This window comes from Sphingomonas sp. PAMC 26617 (genome assembly GCF_000242835.1).
GTDB lineage: Bacteria > Pseudomonadota > Alphaproteobacteria > Sphingomonadales > Sphingomonadaceae > Sphingomonas.
Window position 1 is genome coordinate 2,411,951 of record NZ_JH594425.1, and the last position, 25,546, is coordinate 2,437,496.

A 25,546-nucleotide genomic window follows, 5' to 3' on the forward strand; every position below is an offset into this window, starting at 1 on the left:
CTTCGTTTTCTAAGCCATCGCGACTGGGCCCCGGCCTTCGCCGGGGAAGCGCTTTAGAACGCGACCGGCACCCGAGATCAGCGCGAGGCGATCGCGGCGTCGTCCATCCCGGCCGTCTTGGCAGGCACGAAGAACGAGACCGGCACGCCGCTCGACACGCCCGACACGCGCTTGCCGCGCACGACGAGGTGGAACGTCTCTCCCGAGGTCAGGTTGCGGCCGTCGATCGCGACATGATCGGTGCTGGCGACCTTGGTGTAGGTGAAGGTCTGGCCGTCGCGGGTGAAGGTGCGGGCTTCGCTGGCCGTATCGGCGAAAGCCGGGGCAGCGGACAGGAGGACAAATGCGGTAGCGGTTGCGATGGACTTGAGCATGATCGGTTCCTTTCGATGCGAAAGCCGGATCAGCATCCTCTCCTGGGTTAGCTTGCTGTTCACGATTTTATTGCGTTGCAGCATTTGTCCAAGCGCAAAGCGTGCCGGCGCGATTGCACAAAGCGAACGCTCCGCGTCGGAGCGGGCATAATCTTGCGACAATCCGCGCGCAGAACGCCTGCATCGACTCTCGTATCGGGACAGCGTTTGTGACCAAGGCAAGTATTGCGCTCAATCGGTTCGGTCTGGGCGCACGCGGCGATCAGCCGACCCCGGCAGACCCGCTCGGCTGGCTGACCCGGCAGCTTACCAGCTACGATCCCCACCCCGATCCCATCGCGGCGGCGCCGACCAGCGCGACGGTCGCTGCCGGGCTTGCCGATTATTACCGCCAGCAACGCGCGATGCGAGTGATGCAGGGCAATCGTCCGGCAATCCCCGCAAGGGGCGCGGCCGGCCCGATGCAGGCACCGGGTGCGCCCGGAATGGCGCCGCCCATGCCCGTGAAGGCAGGGCAGGACGACGCGATGAAGCAGGCGCGCCAGTTCGCGCAGCGCGCGGGGCGCGGCGATTATGCGGGGGCGGTCGGCGCGCGCGCGACCAATGCGCTCGTCACCGAGACGCCGTTCGTCGAGCGCCTGGTGTATTTCTGGGCGAACCATTTTGCGGTGTCGGCGGACAAGCTTGAGCTGATCGGGCTGTCGGGGACGCTCGAGACCGAGGCGATTCGGCCGCATGTGCTCGGCACGTTTCGCGACATGCTCGTCGCGGTCGAGCAGCATCCCGCGATGCTGCTGTATCTCGATCAGGCGGTGTCGGTCGGCCCCAATTCGCCGCGCGGTCTCCAGATCGCCGCGCGCGGCAATCGCAAGGTCGGGCTCAACGAGAATCTCGCGCGCGAAATCCTAGAGCTGCATACGCTGGGCGTGCGGACCGGCTATAGCCAGGCCGACGTCACCGAATTCGCGCGCGCGATGACCGGCTGGACCGTCGCCGGGATCGGGCGCGGACCGGGGGCCGCTGCCGCCGGGACGGATGGCTTGCCCGGCGACTTCGTCTTCGCCGCGCCGATCCACGAACCCGGCGACCGCACGATCATGGGCAAGCGCTATCCCGCAGGCGGGGTCGAGCAGGCGCGTGCGGTGTTGCAGGACGTGTCGATCGCGCCCGCGACCGCGACGCATGTGATGACCAAGCTGGCGCGGCATTTCGCAGGCGACACGCCGCCACCCGCGCTGGTCGCGCGGTTGCAGGCGGCGTTCCTGGAGTCGGGCGGGGATTTGCCGACGGTCTATCGCGCGTTGATTGCCTCCCCCGAAGCGTGGGTCGAGCGGCCGCTCAAGTTCAAGACGCCGTGGGAGTGGACGATTTCCGCGATGCGCGCGCTGAACGTCAAGACCGCGGACCCGCAGGCGATGGTCGGGCTGCTCAACCAGCTCGGGCAACCGACGTGGAAGCCGGGGCAGCCGATCGGCTATGACGACATCGCCGCGAGTTGGGCGGGGCCCGACGCCATGCTGCGGCGGGTCGAGGCGGCGGAACGGTTCGCGTCGCGCGCGGCGAATGTCGATGCGCGCGCGCTGGCGCCCAAGGTGCTGCCCGGTGCGGTTAGCCCCGCGACCCAGACCGCACTCGCCAATTGCGAGAGCCCGGCGCAGGCGCTCGCCTTGCTGCTCGTCACACCCGAATTCCTGCGGAGGTAATCGCCATGTACGATCGTCGTTCGTTTCTGGGTGCCGGTGTCGCCGGTGCCGTGTTCGCCGCGCTCAGCCCGCGCATGGCCTTCGCCAAGGCGGAGACCGACAAGCGGTTCGTGTTCATCATCCAGCGCGGCGCGGCGGATGGACTCGGGATCGTCGCACCCGTCGGCGACCCGGCCTTCGTGGGCGCACGTGGCGATCTGGCGACCGATTTCGCCAGCGCGCCGAAGTTGGATTCGATGTTCGCGCTGCATCCCGCGATGACGAGCGTGAAGGCGCTGTACGGCCAGAAACAGGCGCTGGTCGCGCATGCTGTCGCCTCGCCGTATCGCGACCGGTCGCATTTCGACGGGCAGAACGTGCTCGAGAGCGGTGGGACCGGGGCGTATCAGCTCAAGGACGGCTGGATGAACCGGCTGCTCGGCATCCTGCCGCCGACCCAGGCCAAGGCGATCGCGGTATCCGCTACCGTCCCGCTCGCGCTGCGCGGGGCGCACGACGTGTCCTCCTACGCGCCGTCGAGCCTGCCACAGGCGTCGGACGACCTGATGCAGCGCGTGTCGATGCTGTACGAGGGGGACAGCCAGCTTCATGCCTTGTGGAGCGAGGCGATGGGCACCCGCGCGTTGACGGGCGACCTGGCGGCGGGGGGCGGGGCGAATGCTGCCGCGACCGGCGCGCTCGCCGCACGGCTGATGGCGCCCGCGAACGGAGCGCGGATCGCGATGATCGAAACCGGTGGCTGGGACACGCACACCGGGCAGCGCGGGCGGTTGAGTGCGCAGTTAAAGGGGCTCGATGCGATGATCGGCGCGCTCCAGACCGGGCTCGGGCCGTTGTGGAGCGATACGCTGGTGCTGGTCGCGACCGAGTTCGGGCGGACCGTCGCGGTCAACGGGACGGGCGGGACCGATCACGGGACCGGAAGTTCCGCGATGCTGCTCGGCGGCGCGGTGCGCGGCGGGCGGGTGCTGGCGGACTGGCCGGGACTTGCGCCTGCTGCGCTGTTCGAGGGGCGCGACCTCAAGCCGACGCTGCAGCTCGATGCGTTCATCGGCGGCGCGGTCGCGGGGCATTTCGGGGTGGAACCGGCGAAGGCGATGGCGGCGCTGTTTCCGTCGTCCAGGGGGACGGCGGCGGTGGCAGGGTTGGTGTAGCGGTGGCGCGCTACGGCTCCGCAAGAGTGCCGTCATGCTGAACTTGTTTCAGCATCCACCTCTCCGCTCGGGCAGCTAGCCGTTGTAGCGCGGTGGACCCTGAAACGAGTTCAGGGTGACGGCGAGTGGTGGAACTGGCGCCTGTCCCCGGGAAAAGCGCCAGGGTAGCCTATTGCGTCACCACCGGCAGCAGCACCGCGCTCGCGCCGACGCTGCCGTGCTGGATCGTCACGGTCGCCTTCTTGTAATCGCCGGGCTTCGCCAGAAAGATGTTGGGGACGAAGGTCTGCGGGTTGCGGTCATAGACCGGGAACAGCGACGACTGCACCTGCACCATGATCTTGTGGCCCGGCAGGAATTCGTGGTTCACCGCGGGCAGGCGGAAGCGATATTCCTGCGTCTTGTTCGCCGGGATCGCGGTCGGCTTCGCGAAGCTGTCGCGGTAGCGGCCGCGGAAGATGTCGAGGCTGATCGCGAGCTGATAGCCGCCCATCTTGGGGTTGCTCGCGACCTCGTCGGGATAGACGTCGATCAGCTTGACCACGACGTCGCCGTCGGACCCGGTCGTCTTGGCGAAGATGTCCGCCCACGGCACGCCCGAGACCTTGACGGTCTTGGTGAGAACCGGGGTCGAATAGCTCATCACGTCGGTGCGGCCGTCGACCGAGCGCTGGTCGGACACGAGCCATTCGCCCCAGCGGCCATCCTCGAAATTGATTGGGCGCGGCAGGTACGGGACGGGGTTGGCGGGATCGGAGACATAGCTGTCCCCGCCGTTCGCCGCACGCTGGAAGCCGAGGCCCTTGTCGGCCTGGAGATACAGCGGCGTCAGCGCGGTGTCGCAGCCCTTGTCGCAGGACAGCGGCCATTTCGGGAAGGTGTCCCAATGGTTTGCGCCGGTGTTGTAGATCGCCGCGGCGGGCAGGGTGACCGCGGGGCCATCCTTCAGATACTGGTTGAAGAACGGCAGTACCATGTCCTCGCGATATTGCTGCGCGGTGTCGCCGTTCCACGTCAGCGGGCCGAGCGAGCGGCCTTCGCGGTTGACCTGGCTGTGCCGCCACGGGCCCATCACCAGATAGTTGTTCGACTGGTGGCCCGCCTTGACCAGCGCTTCATAGGCGTGGATCCCGCCCCACATGTCCTCGTGATCCCACAGGCCCTGCTCCCACAAGGTGGGCACGTTCGAAGGGCTGGCGGCGAGCAGCGTGTCAAGCGCTTGGCCCGACCAGAAGCCGTCATACGCCGGATGCTGGACCATGCGGTTCCAATAGGGGAGCTGGTCGTAGCCGGACCGCTTTGCCCAATCCCCCGCCGAAATGGTGCGGAAGTTGTCGTAATCGTCATAGCCGCCCGAAGGGGGTGCCGTGCCCGCGCCCTTGTAGCCCGTCTGCGACCCGAGCCAGCCGATGTTGGGCAAGCGGAACGCGCCATAATGGAACCAGTCGTCGCCCATCCAGCCGTCGACCATCGGGCTCTGCGGTGCCGCGACCTTGAGCGCGGGATGCGGGTGGAGCAGCGCCATCGCGACGGTAAAGCCTTCGTAGGACGAGCCGATCATCCCGACGCGGCCATTGGACTGCGGCAGGTTCGCCTTGTTCACCAGCCAGTCGATCGTGTCATAGGCGTCGGTCGTGTGATCGACCTTGGTCTGGTTGAGCGGGCCGATCACGGGGCGCGTGACAACATAATCGCCCTCCGAGCCGTATTTGCCGCGAATGTCCTGATAGACGCGGATGTAGCCGCCTCGCACGAACATCTCGTCGGCGAGCGGGAGCGTCGACAGTTCGCTCGAGGAGTCCGTCCGGTTGGCGCGGCCCTTGGCGTTGTACGGCGTGCGCGTCAGCACGATCGGCGCGTTGGTCAGGCCCTTGGCGTAGACGATCACGGTGTAGAGCTTGGTCCCGTCGCGCATCGGGATCATCGCTTCGCGCTTCACATAGTCGCGGCCGGTTTCGGGCGGGGTAAAGCTCTTGGGAATATCGCCACCGGCGGGCGCCGCCATCTTGTCCTGTGCTACCGCGGGGGTGATCGCGATCAGCGCCGCAGTGGCGGCGAGCAGGAGCGACTTGGAATGCATGGGCGACCTTTCGTCAGGATGTTGGCGCGATGGTAGGCAAGGTGTCGCAGCAGACGCAACCATTGATATGGCGCCGCTTGATCCTCCCCGTGACGGGGAGGAACGAAGGTGATTTGAAGCCGCCCTGCACATCCGCTAGGGGACGCGCTCGCAGACACCACCGGACGACCCCAATGACCCTCTACACCCGTTTCGCCGCGCACATCGATGCGGCGCTCGATGCTCTCGTCGCCGCGGGCGATCTGCCCGGCGACCTGTCGCGCGCGAACGTGACGGTGGAGCCGCCGCGCGACATCACGCATGGCGATCTGGCGACCAACGCCGCGATGGTGCTGGCCAAGCCCGCCAAGACCAACCCGCGCGCGCTGGCCGAGAAGATCGCCGCGCATCTCGAGGCGCTCGACGAGGTCTCGAGCGTGTCGGTCGCGGGCCCCGGCTTCATCAACATGACGCTGACCGACGACACGTGGCGGACCGAATTGTCCGCGATCCACGATGCAGGCGGCGACTATGGCCGCTCGACCCGCGGTGCGGGGACGACGGTCAACATCGAGTACGTCTCGGCCAACCCGACGGGGCCGATGCACATGGGGCATTGTCGCGGCGCGGTCGTCGGTGACGCGCTCGCTGCGCTGCTCGAGTTCGCCGGACACAAGGTTATCCGCGAATATTACGTCAACGACGCGGGCGGGCAGGTCGACGTGCTCGCGCGCTCGGTCCACCTGCGCTACCGCGAGGCGCTCGGCGAGACGGTCGAGATCCCCGAGGGCCTGTATCCGGGCGACTATCTCGTTCCGGTCGGGCAGATGCTCGCGACCGAATTCGGCGATGCTTATGTCGGCAAGCCCGAGGGCGACTGGCTCGTGCTGTTCCGCACCCGCGCGGTCGCGGCGATGCTCGTTCTGATCAAGGCGGATCTCGCGCAGCTCGGCATTCACCACGACCTGTTCTCGTCCGAAGCGGAATTGCAGGCGGCGGGCAAGCCCGAGGCGGCCGAGCACGACCTGCGCGCGCGGGGCCTCATCTATGACGGGATGCTCGAAGCGCCCAAGGGGCAGGAGCTCGAGGATTGGGAGCCGGTCATGCTGCCGCTGTTCCGCTCGACCCAGTTCGGCGACGATCAGGATCGCCCGATCAAGAAGTCGAACGGGCAGTGGACCTATTTCGGCGCGGATCTCGCTTATCATTACCAGAAGGCGCAGACCGCCGACGCGCTGATCGACATCTGGGGTGCCGACCATGCGGGGACGGTCAAGCGGATCGTCGCGGCGGTGCAGGCGCTGACCGGGGGCAAGACGCGGTTCGACGTCAAGCTCGTCCAGATGGTGCGGCTGATGCGCAACGGCGAGCCGATCAAGATGTCCAAGCGCGCGGGCAATTTCGTCACGCTTGCGGATGTCGTGAACGAGGTCGGCAAGGACGTCGTCCGCTTCACCATGCTGACCCGCAAGGCCGACGCGCAGATGGACTTCGACTTCGCCAAGGTGGTCGAGGCGTCGAAGGACAACCCCGTCTTCTACGTCAATTACGCCCACGCACGGATCGCGTCGCTGCATCGCCGCGCAACCGAGGCGGGGATCGCGTGCGATACGGTCGACCTGTCCCGGCTTGATACGGAGGACCTTGCGCTAGTGAAGCTTGCGGCACAGTTCCCGCGCATCGTCGACACGGCTGCCGCCGCGCGCGAGCCACATCGAATTGCGTTTTATCTCTATGACTTGGCTGCATCGCTCCATGCGCTATGGAATGTCGGTAATGATCGCCCGGACCGGCGTTTCCTGCTTGCGGACAATCCGGGCGTGACGTGCGCCCGGCTGTTCTTGGCGGAAGGGATCGGGCAGATTATCCGCAACGGGCTGAGCATCATGGGGGTGCAGGCGGTCCAGGAGATGAATTGATGGCGATTGGCGATCGGGACTTGCGCGACAGCGAACGGCTTCCCTGGCTCGAAACGGTCGAGGAGGAGAATGAGGGCGGTACGCCGGTCGTTCGCATCGTGCTGCTGATCGTGATCGTGTTGCTGGTCGTCGCGATCGCGATCCTCGGCTATCGCTATTGGGACACGCATCGCGGGATCAATGGCAACGGCGCGCTGATCGCAGCCCCGGCCGAGCCCTATAAGGTCCGCCCGACCGAGCCCGGCGGGATGATCGTCGAGGGCGAGGGCGATACCGCGATCGCGACCAGCAATGGCGCGGGGACCGGCAACGCCTCGATCGACATGGCCGCCGCCCCCGAAACCCCGATTGCGGGGAAGAAGGTGGCGCCGCCCAAGATCGATGCCGGGTCGAGCAAGGCGATTTCGGCGCTGCCGCAGGCGACGGGGGCTACTCGAACGTCCGGCGGGTCGGTCGTTCAGCTCGGATCGTTCGACAGCGAGGCCGAAGCCAATGCGGGATGGGCGACGGTCGTCAAGCGCAACGCCTTCGTCGCGCCGCTCGGCAAGTCGGTGCAGATGGCGCAGGTCGGTGGCCGCACCGTCTATCGGTTGCGCGTGAACGCCGGGAGCACCGCGCAGGCCACGAGCCTGTGCGCGAAGCTCGCAGCCGCGGGGCAGGCGTGCTTCGTTCCGCGGATCTGAACCCGTCGGGGTGACGCGGGGCGCGGGGGACGATAGGGAGCGGGGATGAAGCCCGTTATCTTCGGCCTATCCGGCCTCGCCCTTACCCCCGACGAACGCGCGTTTTTCGCCGAGGCGGACCCGGTCGGCTACATTCTGTTCAAGCGCAACATCGCCGACCGCGCGCAGCTCCGCGCCCTGACCGACAGTTTGCGCGACCTGTCCGGGCGAAGCGATATCCCCGTCCTGATCGACCAGGAGGGGGGGCGCGTCGCGCGCATGCGGGCGCCAGAATGGCCCGAATTTCCGGCAGGCCCGGTGTTCGACGCCTTGTACGATATCGCGCCGATTTCGGCGATCGAGGCGGCACAGGCGAATGCGCAGGCGATCGGGCTGATGCTGGCGGAGGTCGGCATCACGGTCGACTGCCTACCGCTGCTCGATGTCGCGCAACCCGATACGACCGAGGCAATCACCTCGCGCGCGCTCGGGTCCGAGCCGCTGCGCGTCGCGGCGATGGGGCGCGCGATCCTCGACGGGTTGCGCGCGGCGGGCGTGGTCGGCGTGGTCAAGCATATGCCGGGGCACGGGCGGGCACGGCTCGACACGCATTATCACCTGCCGACCGTCACCGCGTCGGACGCGGACCTCGAAGTCGATCTCCAGCCGTTCCGCCGTCTCAACGGCGCGCCGATGGGGATGACCTCGCATATCGTGTTCGAGGCGTGGGACCGGGACCGGCCCGCGACGCTGTCGCCGGTGATCATCGAGCAGGTCATCCGTCAACGGATCGGGTTCGACGGGCTGTTGATGACCGACGATATCGACATGAAGGCGCTGTCGGGCAGCGCCGGCGAAAAGGCCGCAGGGGCGATTGCGGCAGGGTGCGACGTCGTGCTCGATTGCTGGGCGCGGATGGACGAGATGGTCGATATCGCGGGACGGCTGGGCGAGATGGCGCCGGTGTCGCGCGACCGGCTCGACCGCGCGATGGCGACGATTGCGGGGGTGGTGCCCGAGGGGGACATGGCCGCGCTGATCGCCAAGCGGGATGCATTGCTGGCGCTGGTTTGAGGGGGCGCACTCACGCCGACCTCAACCGCCGTCATGCTGAACTCGTTTCAGCATCTACCGTGCAGCTGACACGGACCGGACTTGGTCCGCGGTGGACCCTGAAACGAGTTCAGGGTGACGCTGGGTAAAGGTTTTCCAAAGGCTCCGGCCTTCGCCGAGGCAACACGACAAGCCGCTCCCCCCCAGCGCGCATATTTGGTAGCGTGCCGTCAACACATGACCGACACGCCCGAAACCCTCACGCTCGACATCGAAGGCTGGGAAGGCCCGCTCGACCTGTTGCTGGCGCTTGCGCGGAACCAGAAGGTCGATCTCAAGCAGATTTCGATCCTTGCGCTGGTCGACCAGTATCTGCGGTTCATCGAGGAAGCCGATGCCGCGCTGGAGCTCGCGGCGGATTATCTCGTGATGGCGGCGTGGCTCGCCTATCTCAAATCGGCGTTGCTGCTGCCGCGCGACCCCGAGGTCGAACCGTCTCCCGAGGAACTCGCGCTGCGGTTGCAGCTCCGGCTCGAACGGCTGAGTGCAATGCGCGAGGCGGGTGCGCGCCTGGTCGCGCGCGACCGAATCGGCCGCGACGTGTTCTCGCGCGGTGCGCCCGAGGGCCTGCGCACGCAGCGCAAGGCCTTGTGGCAGGCGGAAATCTACGACCTGATCGCGGCTTATGGTGTCATTACCGCGCGGACCCGGCCTGTTATGCATATCGTCGCGCATCGCCCGGTCATGACGCTGGAGGCAGCGCTCGCACGCGTGTCGCGGCTGGTTGGCGCGCAGATCGACTGGAGCGTGATCGAGACTTTCCTGCCGCCGGATGCGAGCGGCCTGTTCCGCAAGTCCGCACTGGCGTCCTCCTTTCTCGCGGCGCTCGAACTCGCGAAGCAGGGGAAGGTCGAACTGCGGCAGCAATCGCCCTTCGCGCCACTCTATATCCGTGCGATCCAGGCGGGGGCGGCATGACACCGCCCGATGCAACCGTCCGTGCAGTCGAGGCGATCCTGTTCGCCGCGACCGAGCCGATGACTGCCGACGCGATCCGCACCCACCTCGGCGGCGTTGACGTGCGTCCGGCGCTGGCTGCCTTGCAAGCGGATTACACGGATCGCGGGATCGAACTCGTCCGGCGTGGCGACCGCTGGCATTTCCAGACCGCCGCCGACATGGCGCATCTGCTCCGCCGGACGCACGAGGAACCGCGCAAGCTCAGCCGCGCAGGGATCGAGACGCTTGCGATCATCGCCTATCACGAACCCGCGACGCGCGCGGAAATCGAGGCGATTCGCGGGGTGCAGATCTCCAAGGGGACGCTCGACGTGCTGATGGAAGCAGGCTGGATCCGCCCCGCCGGTCGGCGCGAAGTGCCGGGCCGGCCGTTGCTTTATGCAACCACCGCCGCGTTTCTCGCGCACTTCGGGCTGGCCAGCCGCCGCGACCTGCCGGGGATCGACGATCTCCGTGCGGCGGGGCTGCTCGACCCGGTCGATCTCGCGTTTGAAACTATGGAGGTGGCAAACGCGTATGATGAAGACTAGATAGAATGAATTCCTAGGAGATTGACCATGGGTGGTTTCAGCCTTGTGCACTGGCTCATTTTCGGCGTCATCGCCATCCTCGTGCTGGGCGGCGGTCGCTTCTCCAGCATGATGGGTGACGTCGCCAAGGGCATCAAGCAGTTCAAGAAGGGCATGGCCGAAGAAGACGAGCCCGGCCGCGAGCCGAGCCGGATCGAAGCCAAGGCGGCCGCGGACCCCGTGTTCGACCGCGACGGCAATCGCGTGCGCGACCGCGAAGCCTGATTTCGGACCGGTAGCCGCATGTTCGACGTCGCATCGTCCGAGGTGATCATATTGGGGGTCGTAGCGTTGCTCGTCATCCCGCCCAAGGACCTGCCCAAGGCGATGCGGAGCGCAGGCTATTGGATCGGCCGGGTGCGCGGGGTTGCGACGCAATTCCGATCCGGCTTTGATTCGATGCTGCGCGAGGCGGAGCTCCACGAGATGGAGAAGAAGTGGGCGGCCGAAAACGAGCGGATCATGCGCGAGCATCCGCCGACCCCCGTCCAGATGCTGCCCGCGGTCGATACGGTGTCGGCTGCACACCCCGACGACCAGGCCGCGCCCGAGACCGTCGCGCAACCGGCGATCACGCCGCCGCCCGCGGGGCACGATAGCGATGCTCATGCCGTCGGTCCGCAGGCACCGAATCCCGCCCCGGAGCCGACAAGCCCGCATACCGCCGTCGCGCCTGAGGAACGGCACCAGGCGGATCGGCCATGAACGCGCCGATCGACGATCTCGAAGCCAGCCGTGCCCCGTTGCTCGATCACCTGATCGAGTTACGACGTCGGCTGTTCTTCTGCCTCGCCACCGTGTTCGTCGCGATCCTGCTGACCTACACCTTTTCGCGAGATATTTTCACGTTGCTGGTCCAGCCGCTGCTCAAGGCCGGCCAGACCAAGATCGTGACGATCGGCGTGTTCGACGGCTTTTTCGTGCAGCTCAAGATCGCGTTGTTCTCGGCGCTGATGATCTCGTTTCCGGTCATCGCCAACCAATTGTGGCAGTTCGTCGCACCGGGCCTGTACCGGCAGGAGAAGCGGGCGCTGTTGCCGTTCCTGATCGCGACGCCGATCCTGTTCGCGATGGGCGCGTCCATGGCGTATTTCGTCGCAGTACCTGCGGCGTTGCACTTCCTGTTGAGCTTCCAGGGCAATCTGGGTGGTGTGCATCAGGAGGCGCTGACGTCGGTCGCGAGCTATCTCGATTTCATCATGCAGTTCCTGTTCGGGTTCGGCATCGCCTTCCTGATGCCGGTGCTGCTGATGATCGTCGAGCGCGCCGGCCTGGTGACGCGGAAGCAGCTCGTCGCCGGACGACGCTACGCGGTGGTCGGGTGCTTTGCCCTGGCGCTCGTGCTCGCGCCACCAGACGCTGGGTCGATGATCATGCTAGCGGTGCCGCTCGTGCTGCTGTACGAACTCGCGCTGATCGCAATCTGGTTCTCGGAGCGCGGCCGGAAGAAGGCGGCGGCGACGGAACTCGTCGAGAGCTGATCGCGCGGCGGCTGTATTTGAGCATCCAGCCATACCATCGCTCGACACGGATGGATGGGGCGCCGATCGGTTTGATCAACCCCTAAGACCGGGACATAAGAAAGGCCGCCCCCGCAACTGCGGGGGCGGCCTTCGCCGTTTCCGGTGGCAGCGCTTACTTGGCGCTGTCTGCCGTCTTGGCGACCGTGCTGCCGGCCGACTTTACGTCCTTGCCGACGCCTTCGACGGTGTTGCAGGCGCTGACCAGAACTGCGCTGGCGATGAGGGCGAGACTGAGAACCTTACGCATTGGAACCTCCTTTGATCACAAGCTCCCGACCCATGGCCGGATGCCTGGGAACGGAATGATCGGCATGGATGTTCGTTCCACCTCCCGAACAGAATCGGTGGAAGTTGCGATCAACGGTGTGAAGGGGGAATTGGGCCCGGACGCGCCACCGGGGGGGGGAAGGGGTAAGCGCGACCGGGCCCATGTTGCGGATAGCGAGAGCGGGGGGGGCATAAATTCGCTATCCGAAGATGAAAACGGCTTCCCGCCAATCTGGTTCCAGAGAAACGCAACGGCCCCGTATTTTTTTAGCGCTGGGGAAGAATCAGTCGCGACCGGTGATCGCCACCGAAATTTCATAGGCACCGACCAGCGGATCGTAATGCAGCTTGGACCGGAGCTGCCGTGAAAGCCCCTCGATCACGCGACCGTATCGTTCCGCAACCAGCGTCCGCATCCGGTCGTCATCGATCAGCGACGGCGAATTGATCCGCAGCAGCGCGCGTTGGTCGGACGGATCCGGCGAGACCGATATCCGAACCTGCGTCGTCGGATTGACGTTGATGGCGAGCTCGACGATCTCGGTGATCAGGAAGGCGATCGCGATCGCGATATCCTGATTGGCCAGGAATGGCGCGATTTCCAGGATCACGCTCAGCTGCGCCTCTTCCGGCGCGGTCGCGCGGATGTTTGCCGCGAGCTCCCCGATGACCGAGCGCAACTGCAGCCCACGATTCTCTTCGATCTCGGCGAAATGATTGCGATGCACCACTGCCAGCGCATCGACCCTGCGCTGGATCGAGGCGTAGGCATCCGCTGCCTCCCGGCTCCGCGCCGCGCGCGCGTGGAAGTTGATGAGGCTGGAGATGACCTGAAGGTTGTTCTTCACGCGGTGGTGCACTTCACGCGTCAACCGCGTCTGGCGCACGAGCCCCTCTGCAAGCCCCGCCTCATGCTCAGCGACGGTCCGGCTGATCGCGCGGAAGGTTTCGCCGAGTTCCCGGATTTCCTGCGCAGGCAATGCGTGCATCACGCCGGGATCGATCTCCTCGCCCGGAACGAACAACGCGACACGCGAGCGCAACTGGCGGAGCGATCGGATCAGGAGACGGTCGACCACGAACCAGCCGATCCCGGCAGCGGCTGCCCACATCACGATCGGCAGGATCAACGCGATCAGTACCGGCGACGTGATCGGCGCGGCCGGTGTGCGGGTGACCAGCGCAATGTCGTCGACCCCGATTGGCATCGAGAGCGAGGTGCGCCGCTCGAGCGGAGTCTGGCGGGGGAGCGATTGCAACGTCAGCGTCTTGCGGTCGAGGACCAGTTCGGCCTCATAGGCCTGCGCGTAAGCGCTGGGTGCGGCAACCGCGTTCAGAACGACTGCGGGGAAGTAGGCGGCAGCCCGGGTGCGGCCCGAACTGCTCGTCGTCGCGAGCGTCAGCCCGCGGCCTGGGTAGAGCCGTCCCGTCACCGGGCCGTCCATGCTGGGTGGCGCGGCGGGGGAAGACACTGGCAGAGGGGCTCCGCAGATGATCCGACCTTGCTGGTCCGTGATCGCGAAACGCGTCCCCGCGCTCAACTGTGGGGCGAAGACGCCCTGCGCGCGCGCGCAACTCGGCGCATCGCCGGAATCGAGTTCGAGCGCATTGAGCGACACACGTAGCGCGGTCATGTCGCCGATCAACTCGATCGCGAGCTTGCGGGCGCTTTCCGTCGTCGTGAGGCGCATCTGCGCGCGCGTGGCCTCGTCGGCAAGTTCGGCGGTACGAAGCGTCGCGAAAAAGGCAATGATCGCCAGCGGCAGCAACGCTGCGCTGAGAATGAGAAAGACCTTCGCGCCGGTCGGAACACGGTCGATCTTTCGGCCTGTCCGCGCGGGGGAGGGGTCGCCCGCGATGTCGGTCACCGCAGGCTCAGTCTAGCTTGCCGAGGAGATCGAGCATCTCGGACGGAATCGCCTCTTCGACCGTGCGTTGATACACGGTGCGCAGCGCGGCGCCCATGTCCCGGTCCTTGTTCTGAACCGAAGCAGCGGCACCGGGCCTTCCGGACTTTGGCGTAATCGCCATTTCCGGTTTTTTCGAAGAGTCGTCGCCCGAACGCAATGCCATCCCCCTGAGATCCGGCCTACCGGATAGAGTCAAAATGCTGCCGTAACAATCCGGCTTCGACGGTTGGGGCACAAAGAATGCACCGACCCCGATTGGGGGATGAAACCAAATAGCGCTTTGATTGTTCCGCGTTCGATGCGATTTTAAGTCTCGACTGTCTCGAGACCAGAAAACGCGTTGCATATGCCGGGGGGCGCTTCCACAAGACCACCCGACCGACCCATCATGGAGATCCCGACAGCCATGTCGCTTGGACAGCAACTCGCCCCCCATCTACCCTTCCTGCGTCGTTACGGCCGGGCGTTGACCGGCAGCCAGACGCATGGCGACCGCTATGTGCGTGCGACGCTGGAAGCAATCGTCGCGGCACCCGAGGAATTTCCGAAGGACGTCGATCCGCGGCTCGGCCTGTATCGCATGTTTCATGCGATCTGGACCTCGACCAACTACGACGAGACCCCCGAAAACATGAGCGCCGGCGACGGCGACGGGCAGGAGGCGATTGCGCGGGCCCGTCTCGCGCGGATGACGCCGCTGTCGCGGCAGGCGTTGTTGCTGACCGCGATGGAAGGCTTCACGCCAGAGGACGCGGCCTATCTCATTGAGGTGGAGCCCGAGGAAGTGGACTCATTGGTTGCAGAGGCGTTGACCGAAATCGAAAAGCAGACTCGTGCGCGCGTGCTCATCATCGAGGACGAGCCGATCATCGCAATGGACATCGAAACGATCGTGCGCGATCTCGGGCATGACGTCACGGGTGTCGCGGTGACGCGGGACGAGGCGGTTGCGCTGGCGATGGAAGATCGCCCGGGCCTGGTGCTCGCCGATATCCAGCTGGCAGACGACAGCTCGGGGATCGACGCGGTCAAGGACATCCTTGCCCAGTTCGAAGTCCCGGTGATCTTCATCACTGCCTTCCCGGAACGCCTTCTCACGGGCGAGCGTCCCGAGCCGACCTTCCTCATCACCAAGCCATTCCAGCGTTCGACCGTGAAGGCCGCCATCGCGCAGGCGTTGTTCTTCGACCAGACGACCGTTCCCGCGATCTGAGCCGCCAGGCTGCAATGGGTTCGCCGACCACGTCGGGAACCCATTGCAGGGTCCGTCGGTTGTGGGTTCCATACGATACGGAAACAGAACGAGATTGGGGGCTTTGGTGGCCGACAGGGAAAAGATCAGGGTTGATCGGGACGATGCGCGAGCCGGGGCGACGCCCCACGTCACGCGTTATGTCCTTGGTATCTCGCTCGTTCTCGTGATCGTGCTGTTCGCCATCATTTTGCTCGTTTTCAATCGCTAACGATCTGACGACAGGTTCATTCGCACGGCCCTTGATGGACTTTGCGTTGACTCATACCCATGTGTGGCGTGTGCCGCTGCGAGACAGGATTTCATGACCGACGCGATCGACCAGGACGAATCTCAGGACGACGTGCCCGTCGTCGAACACGTCGCGCTGTCCGACCCAGAATTCAAAAAGGAACTCGCGCAGGTCATCCCGCATCTGCGCGCCTTTGGTCGCTCGCTTTCGGGTAATCGCGATCTTGCGGATGATCTCGTCCAGGAGACGTTGATGAAGGCATGGGCCGCTCGCCAGCGGTTCCAGGCCGGCACGAACATGCGCGCGTGGACCTTCATCATTCTCCGCAACCTGTATCTTTCGCAGATGCGACGAGCGCGCTTTAAGGGCGAGTGGGATGACTTGGTCGCGGATCGGATTCTCGCGGCACCGGCGAGCCAGGACAAGCACGTCGAGCTCGGCGATATGCAGCGCGCGTTGTTGCATCTTCCGCAACCGCAGCGCGAGGCACTGATTCTGGTCGGTGCGGGTGGTTTTGCCTATGAGGAAGCCGCTGAGATCTGTGGTGTCGCGGTAGGAACGATCAAGAGTCGTGTGGCGCGCGGTCGTGTTGCGCTAGAGGCAGTGATGGGCGACAACTCGCTGCCATCGCGCAGGACTCATTCCAACGAGCCGGGCATGAGCGCGCTCGATACGATCATGGGAGAGGTCGACGACCTCAGTCGCGACCGTAGGTCCTGATCACCGGTTTTTCCGGAACCCCGGGAACCTGATCGAGCGCAAATAAAAGCCGCGCGATCTCCGTCGGATAATCGGGTTCGGGGAGATACGCCGTCTTCAGTGTCAAGCTCAGCGCGTCGGTCCGACGCGGCGCGCGAACGACGAGCTGGGCGGGTAACGGGGCGTCCGTATTCATGACAAAATGCATCGGCATATGGAGACAACGTTCGACTCGCCGGATTGTTGCCCGATTTAGGTTTTGATCGGCCGTATTAGCTGCGAGGCAAATTGGCGTATGGCATTCGAACAGGCGGTTATTTTAGCGGTCGATCGCGCACGCGCGAATGCGCCTTTCCTTGCGCATCTGCTGGAACGCGAACCCGGACTTGCTGCTGCCTTGGCGCAGGGACAGCTTCCGGCAATCCGCGATCTCACGACTGATCTCGAGCCGCTTCCGACGGCCCAACGGTTGCGCCTCATGCGTCGCCGGCTGGCACTGCGGATCGCGATCGGCGATCTGGCCGGGGCGGAAGATCTGACCACCGTCACGCGGGCGCTTTCGGATTTTGCCGACTTTGCGCTGCATACCGCGATCACCGCCGCCATTGCCGAGCGGACGCCGGATGCCCCCCCAGTCGGCTTCGCGGCGATCGCGCTGGGCAAACAGGGAAGTCACGAGCTCAATTATTCGTCGGACATCGATCCGATCCTGATCTTCGACCCGCACACCTTGCCGTGCCGCAAGGGCGAGGCACCCGAATCCGCTGCGGTACGGATCGCGCGGCGCGTCGTCGAACTGCTGCAGGCCCGCGACGGCGACGGGTATGTCCTCCGCGTCGATCTGCGGCTGCGTCCCTCTCCCGAAGTCACGCCGATCGCGCTGTCGGTCGATGCGGCGATTTCCTATTACGAATCGCTCGCGCTGCCGTGGGAGCGCGCAGCGTTCATCCGCGCCCGCGCGGCTGCGGGGGATCGTGCGCTGGGCGAGCGGTTCCTTGCCGCCGTGGCGCCGTTCGTATGGCGGCGCGCACTCGATTTCGGCGCAATCGGCGAAATCCGCGGCATTTCCCGCCGCATTCGCGACCATTACGCGCAGGGGCAGGTGTTCGGCCCGGGGTTCGATCTCAAGCGCGGCCGTGGCGGCATCCGCGAGGTCGAGTTCTTCGCGCAGATCCACCAGTTGATCCACGGCGGACGCGACCCGGCGCTCCGCGTGCCTGCAACCCGGGACGCGCTTGCAGCGCTCGCGGCGGCGGGGTGGGTCGATTCGGACGAAGCCGAGCGGTTGTCCGCTGCCTACACGCTGTTCCGCACGATCGAACACCGCGTGCAGATGATCGAGGATCGCCAGACGCATCAATTGCCGAGCGGCGCATTGCTTGATGGTGTTGCCCGGCTGCACGGCGTGGCCGACGGGGATGCCTTGCTTGCGTTGCTGGCTCCGCCGGTTGCGACGACCGCGCGGACCTATGACGGGCTTGATCCCGACTCGGGGGATACGCTGTCGTTCGACCGCGAGACGCTGGCGGAGCAACTCGGCGCGGCGGGGTTCGGCGACCCGACCGTCGCCGTTCAACGGATCGAACAATGGCGCGGCGGAAGTTATCCGGCGCTGCGCAGCCCCGCCGCGCGCGCGGCGCTGGAGGCGGTGCTGCCGCCGTTGATCGCGGCGCTGGGGACCGCGCCCGATCCGCTCGGTGCGATCGTACGGCTCGACCGGATGCTGGCGCGGCTGACCAGCGCGGTGAATTTCTTCCGATTGCTCGAGGCGCGGCCGGCGCTGGCACGGTTGCTTGCGCTGATCCTCAGCCACGCGGTGACGCTGGCGGAAGATCTCGCGGGGCGGCCCGAGCTGTTCGACGGGCTGATCGACGCCAGCGCGCTCGATCCGGTCGGCGATGTCCCTGCGCTGATGCGCGAGATGGCGGGTGGCGAGGATTACCAGGCGCAGCTCGATCACGTTCGCCGCGTGGTCGGCGAGAAGCGTTTTGCGCTGGGGACACAGATCGTCGCGGCGGTGGCGGATCCGCTCGACGTGTCGGCTGGCTATGCGCGGGTCGCCGAGGCGGCGATCGGCGTGCTGGCGGCGGCGACGATCGCCGAGTTCGCGGTCGCGCATGGTGTGGTCCCGGGGAGTGAGCTGGTGATCCTCGCGCTCGGGCGACTGGGCGGCGGCGCGTTGACGCATGCCTCGGACCTCGACCTCATCTATCTTTTCACGGGCGATTATCTGGCTGAATCCGACGGGCGCAAGCCGCTCGGCGCGGTGCTGTATTACAACCGGCTCGCGCAACGGGTGAGCGCGGCGCTGTCGGTGCCGACCGCGTCGGGGCCGCTGTACGAGATCGACACGCGGCTGCGCCCGTCGGGGACGCAGGGGCCGCTTACCGTCTCGGTCGAGGGGTTCGCCAGATATCAGCGCGAGCAGGCGTGGACGTGGGAACATATGGCGCTGACCCGCGCCCGCCCGGTGTTCGGTGCCCCCGCGGCGCGCGCGGCAGTCGACGCGATCATTCGGGGGGTGTTGCGAGGGGATCGCCCGGAGCGCGACGTGCCGGCGGACGCGCGCGCGATGCGGGGCGAGATGGCGCGCCACAAGCCGCCGCTCGGGCCGCTCGATGCCAAGCTGTTGCCGGGTGGTCTGGTCGACCTGGAATTTGCGGTCCACATCGTCCAGCTCGGGAGCGGCGTCGGGCTCGACCCCAGTCTCAACCGCGCGATCGATGCGTTGATCGCGGCGGACCTCGCGCCGGCGGGGATGGCGGCGGCGTATCGCCTCCTCGGGCGGTTGCTGGTCACGCTCCGGCTCGTCGCGCCGACCGCCGAGCCGCCCGGGCCGGCAACACAGGCGCTGATCGCGGGGGCGTTGCACATGGCGGATTGGGGGGAGGTGGTTGCATCGCTCGAAACCACGCGGCAGGACGTGGCGGATTGGTTGGCGCAGGCAGAGGGGCTGGCGCAGGCGAAAGGGGACGGGGCATGACGGCATTGGTGGAAGGCGCGAAAGTCCCGGAAATCGATCTGACCGGGCCGGACGGCGAACGGATCGATCTGCAACGCTATCTCGGCAAGCCGTTCGTGCTGTACTTTTACCCCAAGGACGACACCTCGGGGTGCACCCGCGAGGCGCAGGGGTTCAGTGCGGCCTATCCCGAATTCGAGCGGCTTGGCGTAGCGGTGCTTGGGGTATCGCGCGACACGCCCGAGAAACATCGCAAGTTCACCGCCAAATACGATCTTACCGTGCCGCTGGCGTCCGCCGACAGTGACGAAACCCTCGAAGCCGTGGGCGTGTGGATCGAGAAAAAGCTCTACGGAAAGGCCTATTTGGGGATCGACCGATCGACCTTCCTGTTCGATTCGGCAGGCGTGCTGGTAAGGGCGTGGCGCAAGGTCCGCGTGCCCGGCCATGTCGATCAGGTGCTCGAGGCCGCACGCGCGCTCTAGAGCCGATTCGCGTGGTTAACGCGCCCCTCGGCACCCAATTCAACGACTCGCCGTAGCGACGGTCCGGTTCGACGCGACCGGGGCGTACGTGACTTGCCGTATGACGAAAAGTTCCCTCAAAACAGCATCGGCCAGTCTCGGGGGCTGAGACTGGTCGAATACAAGCGCGCGTCGGGTTGTCCGGCAACCGCATATGGTCGTCGGGGTCCAATGAAAACGAACGTATTTTCGATTGCGTCTGCCGCGCGGTTTGCAACCCGCGTCGGGACCTATTTCAAGACCCGCGACTTCATCCTGCACGATGGCCGCAACCTCAAGCGGTTCCGGATCGGCGCAAAGGCGCAGGCGGTTGCCGCCTCTGTCGCCGGCGTCACGATGTGCTTCTCGGCGTATGGCGTCGCGCAGGCTGCCGTCGGCGCCGCGACGATGACCGGGATCGTCGCCACCCCGCAGTCCCCCGAAATCAAGGTCGCGCAGATGCGGCTCAGCGTCGCCCGGCTTCAACGCGATATCGCGACGATTCGTGCTGCCGCCGAAGCGCATGCGGTCCGCGTCGACCAGCGTCAGGCGCTTCTGGTCGCTGCGGTCGGCGGCAAGGCCGACGTCGCGCTGCTGTCGCAGCCGACCCCGATCGTCGACCCAAAGGCCGACGCGGTCGCTGCCGATGTCGTCGCGCCGCTCAAGAAGATCGAAGCGCAGCAGCTTGCCGCCGCGGGTGACGTGCGCCGCCTCGTCGACCGTCGCCTCGACCGTACCGTCGCGCATGTCCGCAGCCTCGGCCTTTCGCCCGAGCGTATCGTCAAGCGCCAGCGCGTCGCGATGGGCGGTCCGTTCGAAGCCGCGAGCAGCTCGGCGGCAGAAGCCGACCTGCGCGCCGACACGCAATTCCGGTCGTTGTTCATGACGTGGAAGAAGCTCGATACGCTCCAGCAGGGCGTGATCGCGATTCCCTCGGCGCAGCCGGTCGAGCATCTTGCCTACACCAGCAACTACGGGATCCGCTCCGACCCGTTCCGCGGGACCGCGGCGATGCATGCCGGGGTCGATATTCCCGGTCCGATGGGCACGCCCGTCTATGCCACCGCCGACGGCGTCGTCGATCGTGCCGAGCGCGCGGGCGGTTACGGCAATCTGGTCGAGCTCGATCATGGCAAGGGCATTCAGACGCGCTACGGGCATCTGTCGAAGATCCTCGTCGAGGCGGGCACCCACGTTCATCGTGGCCAGCTGATCGCCTTGCTCGGGTCGACCGGGCGTTCGACCGGGCCGCATCTCCATTATGAAGTCCGGATCGACGGCCATGCGGTGAACCCGGTGCCGTTCCTCCAGACTGCCGATTATCTCGTCGCCGCGCAGGACAAGTCGATTCATGCGATCCCGGTCTCGGTCGGTGGCCCGGCCGCAGCGGACGCGGCAGACTGAGCCGAGCCGCGGTTGCCGATGCGACCGTAAAGGCTTATCTTCTGCGAATGGCCACAGTACTCGCACCCGAAATCGCGCTGACTCCCTCGGCAGCCGCCCGCGTCGCCACGATCGCGGCGAAACAGGGCAAACCCGCCATCCTGCGGCTTGCGGTCGATGGGGGCGGGTGTTCGGGGTTCCAGTATCGGTTTGGCTTTGCCGATGCGATCGAGTCCGACGACACCGTCGCGGAACTGGACGGCGTCAAGCTGGTGGTCGATTCGGTCAGCCTCAATCTCGTCCGCGGCGCGGCGGTGGATTATGTCGAGGAACTCGGCGGCGCGGCTTTCCGCGTGACCAACCCCAATGCGGCTTCGGGTTGCGGTTGCGGTTCCAGCTTCTCGGTGTAACGTCCGCCCCGACCAACAGGGGCTGTGTGCGTGAAGATCGTCACTTACAACATCAATGGCATCAAGGCGCGGCTCCCGCGCTTGCTGGAATATCTCGCCGAGCAACAACCCGATGTGGTGTGCCTGCAGGAACTCAAGACCAGCGACGAGACCTTCCCAGAAGCGGATATCCGCGCGGCGGGCTATGGAGTCGTGTGGCATGGTCAGAAAAGCTGGAACGGTGTCGCGGTCCTCGCGCGCGATGCCGAGCCGGTCGAGCGCCAGCGTGGTCTCGACGGGGAACCCGAGGACGAGCACAGCCGCTATCTCGAGGTCGAGATCGGCGACCTGATCGTCGCATCGATCTATCTTCCCAACGGCAACCCGCGTCCCGGGCCCAAGTTCGACTACAAGTTGCGTTGGATCGACCGCCTCGCGGCGCGCGCGCGCACGCTGCTGTCGGAGGAGCGCGCGGTCGTGCTGGCGGGCGACTACAACGTCATCCTCAATGACGACGACACCTATTCGGTCCGTGCGATGCAGGAGGATGCACTGATGCAGCCCGAGAGCCGTGGCGGGCTTCGCGCGTTGATCGCACAAGGGTGGACCGACGCGCTGCGGACGCGGCACCCGGGGGGCGGGGTGTGGACCTTCTGGGACTATCAGGCGGGCGCGTGGCAGCGCGACGCCGGTTTCCGGATCGATCACCTCCTGCTGAGTCCGATCGCCGCTGACCGGCTGATCGATGCGGGCGTCGACAAGGCCTATCGCGCTCGCGAAAAGGCGAGCGACCATGCGCCGACGTGGGTGTCGCTCCGGTAGGCCGAGGCGGACGGCGGTGGCCCCCGGACGGTCGACGGTGGTGCGGCCCCCGTTACCTCACCCGATCCCAAGCGGTTTGTCCGTTGACGTGACCTGTTGCGACAGTTTTGAAGCGATACCGAGATACGGTAACAAGCGCCGACATTTGGGATAACACGCCAGGTGAATTTAGAGAATATGCAGCTAAGTATCTGAATCTACGTCCTCTGACTGTATGGCATGCATAATGCACTGCTACACATATCGTCGCTGCTCCCAGCGTCGAAATGCGGAGGAACCCATGTTTAAGCTCGCTTTCACGCTCGCCACTGTCGCCCTGGTCGGTGCATCCCCGGCGGTTGCCCGGGATCGCCTCAAGGCGCCGGCCCTGTCGACCGCCGTTGCGGCGTCCGGGGTCGATCTGGCGTCCGTATCCGATCGTCAGCGCTATTGCGTCATCGATACACCGACCGGCTCCCACATCCGCAACAAGGTCTGCAAGACCCGGCCCGAATGGCTCGACGAAGGCTTCGATCCGATCGCGAAGAAATGATCCGCCAAGGGCTTGCGGCGACCCGGCCGCAAGCCCGCTGCCGGGCGGCTAGAGCGTCTTTTCGTAGATCCAGTAGCGCTTGTTGACGTCGCATCCGATCGCGTCCGCGATCGAGCGCATTCCCTGATTGTCCTCGAGGATCCAGCCGATCTCGCCACGGGTCGCGCCATAATTGGCGACCGACGCGCGCTTGATGTATTCGATCATCATGAAGGCAAGCTGGCTTGCCATCCGCGACGATTGCAGTTCCTTGAGCACGCCCATCAGGGGCACCCGCATCGTCTTGACCTTGGGCTTGCGGAGCCACAGCAGCAGCTTGGCCCAGCCGAACGGGAGCAGGTTGCCCTTGAGCGGCGCGATCGCCTCGTTGAGGTCGGGTAGCGTGATCATGAATGCGACCGGACGCCCGTCGACTTCGGCGATGCGGATCAGGTCGTTGAACACGATCGGCTTGAGCTTGACCCCGACGTCCTTGATTTCGGGCGGGGTGAGCGGGACGAACCCCCAATTGTCCGACCACGCATCGTTGAGGATCGCGAGGATGATCGCGGCTTCCTCGTCGAACCTGGTCTTGTCCACCTCGCGGATGCGGATCCGCGGGTTCTTTTCGCCAGACGCGATGATCCGCTGGAGCAGGGGCGGGAAGGGCAAAGTGATGTCGAGCTCGTAGGTGAGCAACTCCTTGACGCGCTTGTACCCGGCATTCTCGATCCAGTCGCGATATTCGGGTTTGGCGTGGCCCATCATGATCGTCGGGGGATGGTCATAGCCGTCGACCAGCAATCCGGGTTCTTCCCACACCGACATGCTGATCGGCCCGAGCACGCGAGTCATCCCCTTGTGCCGGAGCCAGCCTTCGGCCGCCTCGATCAACGCGCGTGCGACGATCCCGTCTTCCGCATCGAGCAGTCCGAACTGGCCGCAGCCGGGGCCGAAGCCCTGCGCAGGACTCATCGTCAACGCGAGCGTGTCGATATGCGCGGAAATCCGCCCGACGACTTTTCCGTCGCGTTCGGCGAGGAACAGCTGCGCCTCCGCATGGCTGAACCAGCCATTCTTCGCGGGCGTGATCAACCCGAGCGCCTCGCCTTTCAGCGGTGGAATCCAGTTCGGATCATCCTTGTACAGGCGGAAGGGGAGGTCGACAAATCGCTTCCGGTCGGCCTTGGAGATGATCGGACGGATGACGAGCGCGCTGTTGGCCACTGGGAGATCACCTTATAGAATGAGGCAGCCCTCCCGTGCGCTGCCCGCCAAGTCAAGTCGTTGCGCATGCGATGCCAGGTTGCCCCCTGTTTTTGCCCAGTTCTAGCCACTATCTTGGGTCAATGCCTACGCCCATGACGACGTCGCTGACCTTTGACCGCCGCGCTGATGCGCGCCCGACTCCGCCCGTTCGCGTGCCTTTGTCCGCGATTACCGACGACAAGGCGATGCTGCGTGCGGTGGTCGAGCTGACGCGCGACCTCAATACGCCCAATCCCGTGATCTACTGGACCGATCTGCTGCTGTCGGCGACGACGGGGTATGCCGGACTTGCGGTTGCGATGACGGTCGGGTCGGTCGGCTGGGCGCTGGTCGCGGCGGTCGTCGCGATCCTCGGCCTCTATCGCGCGGGCATGTTCATTCACGAAGTGTCGCACATGAAGCACAGCGCGCTTCCGGGGTTCCGGACCGGGTTCAACCTCGTCGTTGGCATCCCATTGCTTGTGCCGTCCTTCATGTACGAAGGTGTCCATAACCTCCACCATGCCAAGACCCGCTACGGCACGTCGGAAGATCCGGAATATCTGCCGCTCGCGCACATGAAGCCGTGGACGCTGCCGCTGTTCCTCCTTTCCTCGATCCTCGCGCCGGTCGCGCTGCTGTTCCGCTATGCGGTGCTGACGCCGCTGTCGCTGGTGATCCCGGGCATGCATGCCACGCTGGTTGCGCGCTATTCGTCGCTGTCGATCAATCCGCAGTTCCGCCGCCGGATGCCCGATGGCGACGTGGCGGCGCAGTGGCGCTGGCTTGAAGGCGCCTGCAGCCTGTGGTCGATCACGCTGATCGCGCTCGTCGTCACGGGGGTGTTCCCGGTCCATATGTTCGCGATCGCGCTTGGGGTTGCCTCGGGGGTCTATGTGCTCAACCAGGTCCGCACGCTGGTCGCGCATCTGTGGGACAATGACGGCGAGACGATGAGCGTTACGGCGCAATATCTCGACACGGTCAACGTGCCGCCGCCCGCGCTGCTGCCGGTGCTGTGGGCACCGGTCGGCCTGCGCTATCATGCGCTGCATCACCTGCTGCCGAGCGTGCCATATCATGCGCTCAACGAGGCGCACCGCCGACTTGTGACGACGCTGACGCCGGATTCGCCGTATCACAAGTCGAACTATGCGGGGCTGCCGGGGCTGGTGGCGCGGCTGGTGCGTAGCACGATGGGGCGGCGGGTCTAACGCGAGTGTCCCGCTGGTCCCTCACCCCCTTTCGTTTCGAGCGTAGTCGAGAAACCCGGCACAGCGCAGGTTTCTCGACTACGCTCGAAACGAACGGAAGGGGGGAGGCCCGTTGAAA

At 65.7% G+C, this 25,546-nt stretch carries 27 protein-coding genes; 20 read left to right on the forward strand and 7 right to left on the reverse strand.

The window, feature by feature from the left end; all coding sequences use genetic code 11:
* Positions 1-77: 77 nt before the first annotated feature.
* A complete protein-coding gene (locus RH91_RS10600) occupies positions 78-374 on the reverse strand; it encodes a hypothetical protein (protein WP_037479369.1) in 297 nt (98 codons plus the stop codon).
* 209 nt (positions 375-583) lie between these two features.
* On the opposite strand from RH91_RS10600, the gene RH91_RS10605 reads away from it, so the two are divergent.
* Complete coding sequence (locus RH91_RS10605; protein ID WP_010162713.1) at positions 584-2,077, forward strand: DUF1800 domain-containing protein; 1,494 nt, start codon at positions 584-586, stop codon at positions 2,075-2,077.
* Positions 2,078-2,082: 5 nt separating this feature from the next.
* The gene (locus RH91_RS10610; protein ID WP_010162714.1) at positions 2,083-3,231 is read left to right on the forward strand and encodes a DUF1501 domain-containing protein; all 1,149 of its coding nucleotides are present in this window, start codon (positions 2,083-2,085) and stop codon (positions 3,229-3,231) included.
* Between the two features lie 169 nt (positions 3,232-3,400).
* Here RH91_RS10610 and RH91_RS10615 read toward each other — a convergent pair whose 3' ends face one another.
* Positions 3,401-5,311, reverse strand: coding sequence for a CocE/NonD family hydrolase (locus tag RH91_RS10615; RefSeq protein ID WP_010162715.1), 1,911 nt, complete (start codon positions 5,309-5,311; stop codon positions 3,401-3,403).
* Between the two features lie 173 nt (positions 5,312-5,484).
* Here RH91_RS10615 and argS point away from each other — a divergent pair, with 173 nt between their 5' ends.
* From argS to tatC, 8 genes are all read left to right on the forward strand, one after another.
* Positions 5,485-7,209: an arginine--tRNA ligase gene (gene argS / locus RH91_RS10620; protein ID WP_010162716.1), complete on the forward strand. Its 1,725-nt coding sequence runs from the start codon at positions 5,485-5,487 to the stop codon at positions 7,207-7,209.
* Complete coding sequence (locus RH91_RS10625) at positions 7,209-7,892, forward strand: SPOR domain-containing protein (RefSeq protein WP_010162717.1); 684 nt, start codon at positions 7,209-7,211, stop codon at positions 7,890-7,892. The genes argS and RH91_RS10625 overlap by 1 nt, the downstream gene beginning before the upstream one ends.
* 45 nt (positions 7,893-7,937) lie before the next feature.
* The gene (locus tag RH91_RS10630; protein ID WP_010162718.1) at positions 7,938-8,945 is read left to right on the forward strand and encodes a glycoside hydrolase family 3 N-terminal domain-containing protein; all 1,008 of its coding nucleotides are present in this window, start codon (positions 7,938-7,940) and stop codon (positions 8,943-8,945) included.
* Positions 8,946-9,161: 216 nt separating this feature from the next.
* Positions 9,162-9,902, forward strand: a complete 741-nt coding sequence (locus tag RH91_RS10635) for a segregation and condensation protein A (protein WP_010162719.1) — start codon at positions 9,162-9,164, stop codon at positions 9,900-9,902.
* A complete protein-coding gene (scpB, locus tag RH91_RS10640; protein ID WP_010162720.1) occupies positions 9,899-10,474 on the forward strand; it encodes an SMC-Scp complex subunit ScpB in 576 nt (191 codons plus the stop codon). The genes RH91_RS10635 and scpB overlap by 4 nt, the downstream gene beginning before the upstream one ends.
* A gap of 27 nt (positions 10,475-10,501) precedes the next feature.
* Entirely contained in the window at positions 10,502-10,738 is a 237-nt protein-coding gene (locus RH91_RS10645; protein ID WP_010162721.1) for a twin-arginine translocase TatA/TatE family subunit, read from the forward strand.
* A gap of 18 nt (positions 10,739-10,756) precedes the next feature.
* Positions 10,757-11,218, forward strand: a complete 462-nt coding sequence (locus RH91_RS10650; protein ID WP_010162722.1) for a translocase — start codon at positions 10,757-10,759, stop codon at positions 11,216-11,218.
* Positions 11,215-11,994 (forward strand): twin-arginine translocase subunit TatC, encoded by a 780-nt coding sequence (tatC, locus tag RH91_RS10655; RefSeq protein WP_010162723.1) that lies wholly within the window; start codon positions 11,215-11,217, stop codon positions 11,992-11,994. Before RH91_RS10650 ends, tatC begins: the two co-directional genes overlap by 4 nt.
* A 154-nt stretch (positions 11,995-12,148) precedes the next feature.
* On the opposite strand, the gene RH91_RS10660 is transcribed toward tatC, so the two are convergent.
* The 3 genes from RH91_RS10660 to RH91_RS22370 all read right to left on the reverse strand — a co-directional run bounded on the left by RH91_RS10660 (position 12,149) and on the right by RH91_RS22370 (position 14,376).
* Positions 12,149-12,283 carry an entericidin A/B family lipoprotein gene (locus tag RH91_RS10660; protein WP_010162724.1) on the reverse strand — a complete coding sequence of 45 codons (135 nt, stop codon included), beginning with the start codon at positions 12,281-12,283 and terminating at the stop codon, positions 12,149-12,151.
* Positions 12,284-12,587: 304 nt separating this feature from the next.
* A complete protein-coding gene (locus tag RH91_RS10665) occupies positions 12,588-14,171 on the reverse strand; it encodes a sensor histidine kinase (protein WP_010162726.1) in 1,584 nt (527 codons plus the stop codon).
* Between the two features lie 7 nt (positions 14,172-14,178).
* On the reverse strand, positions 14,179-14,376 hold the full coding sequence (locus RH91_RS22370) for a NepR family anti-sigma factor (RefSeq protein WP_157136903.1): 198 nt from the start codon (positions 14,374-14,376) through the stop codon (positions 14,179-14,181).
* A 243-nt stretch (positions 14,377-14,619) separates the two neighbouring features.
* Here RH91_RS22370 and RH91_RS10670 point away from each other — a divergent pair, with 243 nt between their 5' ends.
* From RH91_RS10670 to RH91_RS10680, 3 genes are all read left to right on the forward strand, one after another.
* The gene (locus tag RH91_RS10670; protein ID WP_010162727.1) at positions 14,620-15,426 is read left to right on the forward strand and encodes a response regulator; all 807 of its coding nucleotides are present in this window, start codon (positions 14,620-14,622) and stop codon (positions 15,424-15,426) included.
* A 106-nt stretch (positions 15,427-15,532) separates the two neighbouring features.
* Positions 15,533-15,676 (forward strand): hypothetical protein, encoded by a 144-nt coding sequence (locus RH91_RS22375; RefSeq protein ID WP_198283305.1) that lies wholly within the window; start codon positions 15,533-15,535, stop codon positions 15,674-15,676.
* 93 nt (positions 15,677-15,769) lie between these two features.
* On the forward strand, positions 15,770-16,417 hold the full coding sequence (locus RH91_RS10680) for a sigma-70 family RNA polymerase sigma factor (protein ID WP_010162729.1): 648 nt from the start codon (positions 15,770-15,772) through the stop codon (positions 16,415-16,417).
* On the opposite strand, the gene RH91_RS10685 is transcribed toward RH91_RS10680, so the two are convergent.
* Positions 16,395-16,592 (reverse strand): hypothetical protein, encoded by a 198-nt coding sequence (locus RH91_RS10685; RefSeq protein ID WP_157136904.1) that lies wholly within the window; start codon positions 16,590-16,592, stop codon positions 16,395-16,397. The two genes, RH91_RS10680 and RH91_RS10685, sit on opposite strands and share 23 nt — an antisense overlap.
* Positions 16,593-16,691: 99 nt before the next feature.
* On the opposite strand from RH91_RS10685, the gene RH91_RS10690 reads away from it, so the two are divergent.
* The 6 genes from RH91_RS10690 to RH91_RS10715 all read left to right on the forward strand — a co-directional run bounded on the left by RH91_RS10690 (position 16,692) and on the right by RH91_RS10715 (position 22,987).
* Complete coding sequence (locus RH91_RS10690) at positions 16,692-19,379, forward strand: DUF294 nucleotidyltransferase-like domain-containing protein (RefSeq protein WP_010162731.1); 2,688 nt, start codon at positions 16,692-16,694, stop codon at positions 19,377-19,379.
* Positions 19,376-19,843 carry a peroxiredoxin gene (locus RH91_RS10695; protein ID WP_010162732.1) on the forward strand — a complete coding sequence of 156 codons (468 nt, stop codon included), beginning with the start codon at positions 19,376-19,378 and terminating at the stop codon, positions 19,841-19,843. The genes RH91_RS10690 and RH91_RS10695 overlap by 4 nt, the downstream gene beginning before the upstream one ends.
* Before the next feature lie 210 nt (positions 19,844-20,053).
* Positions 20,054-21,265: a M23 family metallopeptidase gene (locus tag RH91_RS10700; protein WP_010162733.1), complete on the forward strand. Its 1,212-nt coding sequence runs from the start codon at positions 20,054-20,056 to the stop codon at positions 21,263-21,265.
* Positions 21,266-21,312: 47 nt separating this feature from the next.
* The gene (gene erpA, locus RH91_RS10705) at positions 21,313-21,654 is read left to right on the forward strand and encodes an iron-sulfur cluster insertion protein ErpA (RefSeq protein WP_010162734.1); all 342 of its coding nucleotides are present in this window, start codon (positions 21,313-21,315) and stop codon (positions 21,652-21,654) included.
* Positions 21,655-21,684: 30 nt separating this feature from the next.
* Entirely contained in the window at positions 21,685-22,455 is a 771-nt protein-coding gene (gene xth / locus RH91_RS10710) for an exodeoxyribonuclease III (RefSeq protein ID WP_029623773.1), read from the forward strand.
* A 280-nt stretch (positions 22,456-22,735) separates the two neighbouring features.
* On the forward strand, positions 22,736-22,987 hold the full coding sequence (locus RH91_RS10715; RefSeq protein ID WP_010162736.1) for a hypothetical protein: 252 nt from the start codon (positions 22,736-22,738) through the stop codon (positions 22,985-22,987).
* Between the two features lie 48 nt (positions 22,988-23,035).
* Here RH91_RS10715 and RH91_RS10720 read toward each other — a convergent pair whose 3' ends face one another.
* Entirely contained in the window at positions 23,036-24,193 is a 1,158-nt protein-coding gene (locus RH91_RS10720) for a GNAT family N-acetyltransferase (protein ID WP_010162737.1), read from the reverse strand.
* Positions 24,194-24,327: 134 nt separating this feature from the next.
* On the opposite strand from RH91_RS10720, the gene RH91_RS10725 reads away from it, so the two are divergent.
* Positions 24,328-25,428: a fatty acid desaturase family protein gene (locus RH91_RS10725; protein WP_010162739.1), complete on the forward strand. Its 1,101-nt coding sequence runs from the start codon at positions 24,328-24,330 to the stop codon at positions 25,426-25,428.
* Positions 25,429-25,546: the final 118 nt, after the last annotated feature.

Excerpts from the sequence above, each read along its gene's own strand:
- RH91_RS10600 (WP_037479369.1), bottom strand. The coding sequence starts at position 374 with ATGCTCAAGTCCATCGCAACCGCTACCGCATTTGTCCTCCTGTCCGCT.
- RH91_RS10610 (WP_010162714.1), top strand. The coding sequence starts at position 2,083 with ATGTACGATCGTCGTTCGTTTCTGGGTGCCGGTGTCGCCGGTGCCGTG.
- RH91_RS10615 (WP_010162715.1), bottom strand. The coding sequence starts at position 5,311 with ATGCATTCCAAGTCGCTCCTGCTCGCCGCCACTGCGGCGCTGATCGCG.
- argS (WP_010162716.1), top strand. The coding sequence starts at position 5,485 with ATGACCCTCTACACCCGTTTCGCCGCGCACATCGATGCGGCGCTCGAT.
- RH91_RS10625 (WP_010162717.1), top strand. The coding sequence starts at position 7,209 with ATGGCGATTGGCGATCGGGACTTGCGCGACAGCGAACGGCTTCCCTGG.
- RH91_RS10630 (WP_010162718.1), top strand. The coding sequence starts at position 7,938 with ATGAAGCCCGTTATCTTCGGCCTATCCGGCCTCGCCCTTACCCCCGAC.
- RH91_RS10635 (WP_010162719.1), top strand. The coding sequence starts at position 9,162 with ATGACCGACACGCCCGAAACCCTCACGCTCGACATCGAAGGCTGGGAA.
- scpB (WP_010162720.1), top strand. The coding sequence starts at position 9,899 with ATGACACCGCCCGATGCAACCGTCCGTGCAGTCGAGGCGATCCTGTTC.
- RH91_RS10645 (WP_010162721.1), top strand. The coding sequence starts at position 10,502 with ATGGGTGGTTTCAGCCTTGTGCACTGGCTCATTTTCGGCGTCATCGCC.
- RH91_RS10650 (WP_010162722.1), top strand. The coding sequence starts at position 10,757 with ATGTTCGACGTCGCATCGTCCGAGGTGATCATATTGGGGGTCGTAGCG.
- tatC (WP_010162723.1), top strand. The coding sequence starts at position 11,215 with ATGAACGCGCCGATCGACGATCTCGAAGCCAGCCGTGCCCCGTTGCTC.
- RH91_RS10660 (WP_010162724.1), bottom strand. The coding sequence starts at position 12,283 with ATGCGTAAGGTTCTCAGTCTCGCCCTCATCGCCAGCGCAGTTCTGGTC.
- RH91_RS22370 (WP_157136903.1), bottom strand. The coding sequence starts at position 14,376 with ATGGCATTGCGTTCGGGCGACGACTCTTCGAAAAAACCGGAAATGGCG.
- RH91_RS10670 (WP_010162727.1), top strand. The coding sequence starts at position 14,620 with ATGTCGCTTGGACAGCAACTCGCCCCCCATCTACCCTTCCTGCGTCGT.
- RH91_RS10680 (WP_010162729.1), top strand. The coding sequence starts at position 15,770 with ATGACCGACGCGATCGACCAGGACGAATCTCAGGACGACGTGCCCGTC.
- RH91_RS10685 (WP_157136904.1), bottom strand. The coding sequence starts at position 16,592 with ATGAATACGGACGCCCCGTTACCCGCCCAGCTCGTCGTTCGCGCGCCG.
- RH91_RS10690 (WP_010162731.1), top strand. The coding sequence starts at position 16,692 with ATGGCATTCGAACAGGCGGTTATTTTAGCGGTCGATCGCGCACGCGCG.
- RH91_RS10695 (WP_010162732.1), top strand. The coding sequence starts at position 19,376 with ATGACGGCATTGGTGGAAGGCGCGAAAGTCCCGGAAATCGATCTGACC.
- RH91_RS10700 (WP_010162733.1), top strand. The coding sequence starts at position 20,054 with ATGAAAACGAACGTATTTTCGATTGCGTCTGCCGCGCGGTTTGCAACC.
- erpA (WP_010162734.1), top strand. The coding sequence starts at position 21,313 with ATGGCCACAGTACTCGCACCCGAAATCGCGCTGACTCCCTCGGCAGCC.
- RH91_RS10715 (WP_010162736.1), top strand. The coding sequence starts at position 22,736 with ATGTTTAAGCTCGCTTTCACGCTCGCCACTGTCGCCCTGGTCGGTGCA.
- RH91_RS10725 (WP_010162739.1), top strand. The coding sequence starts at position 24,328 with ATGACGACGTCGCTGACCTTTGACCGCCGCGCTGATGCGCGCCCGACT.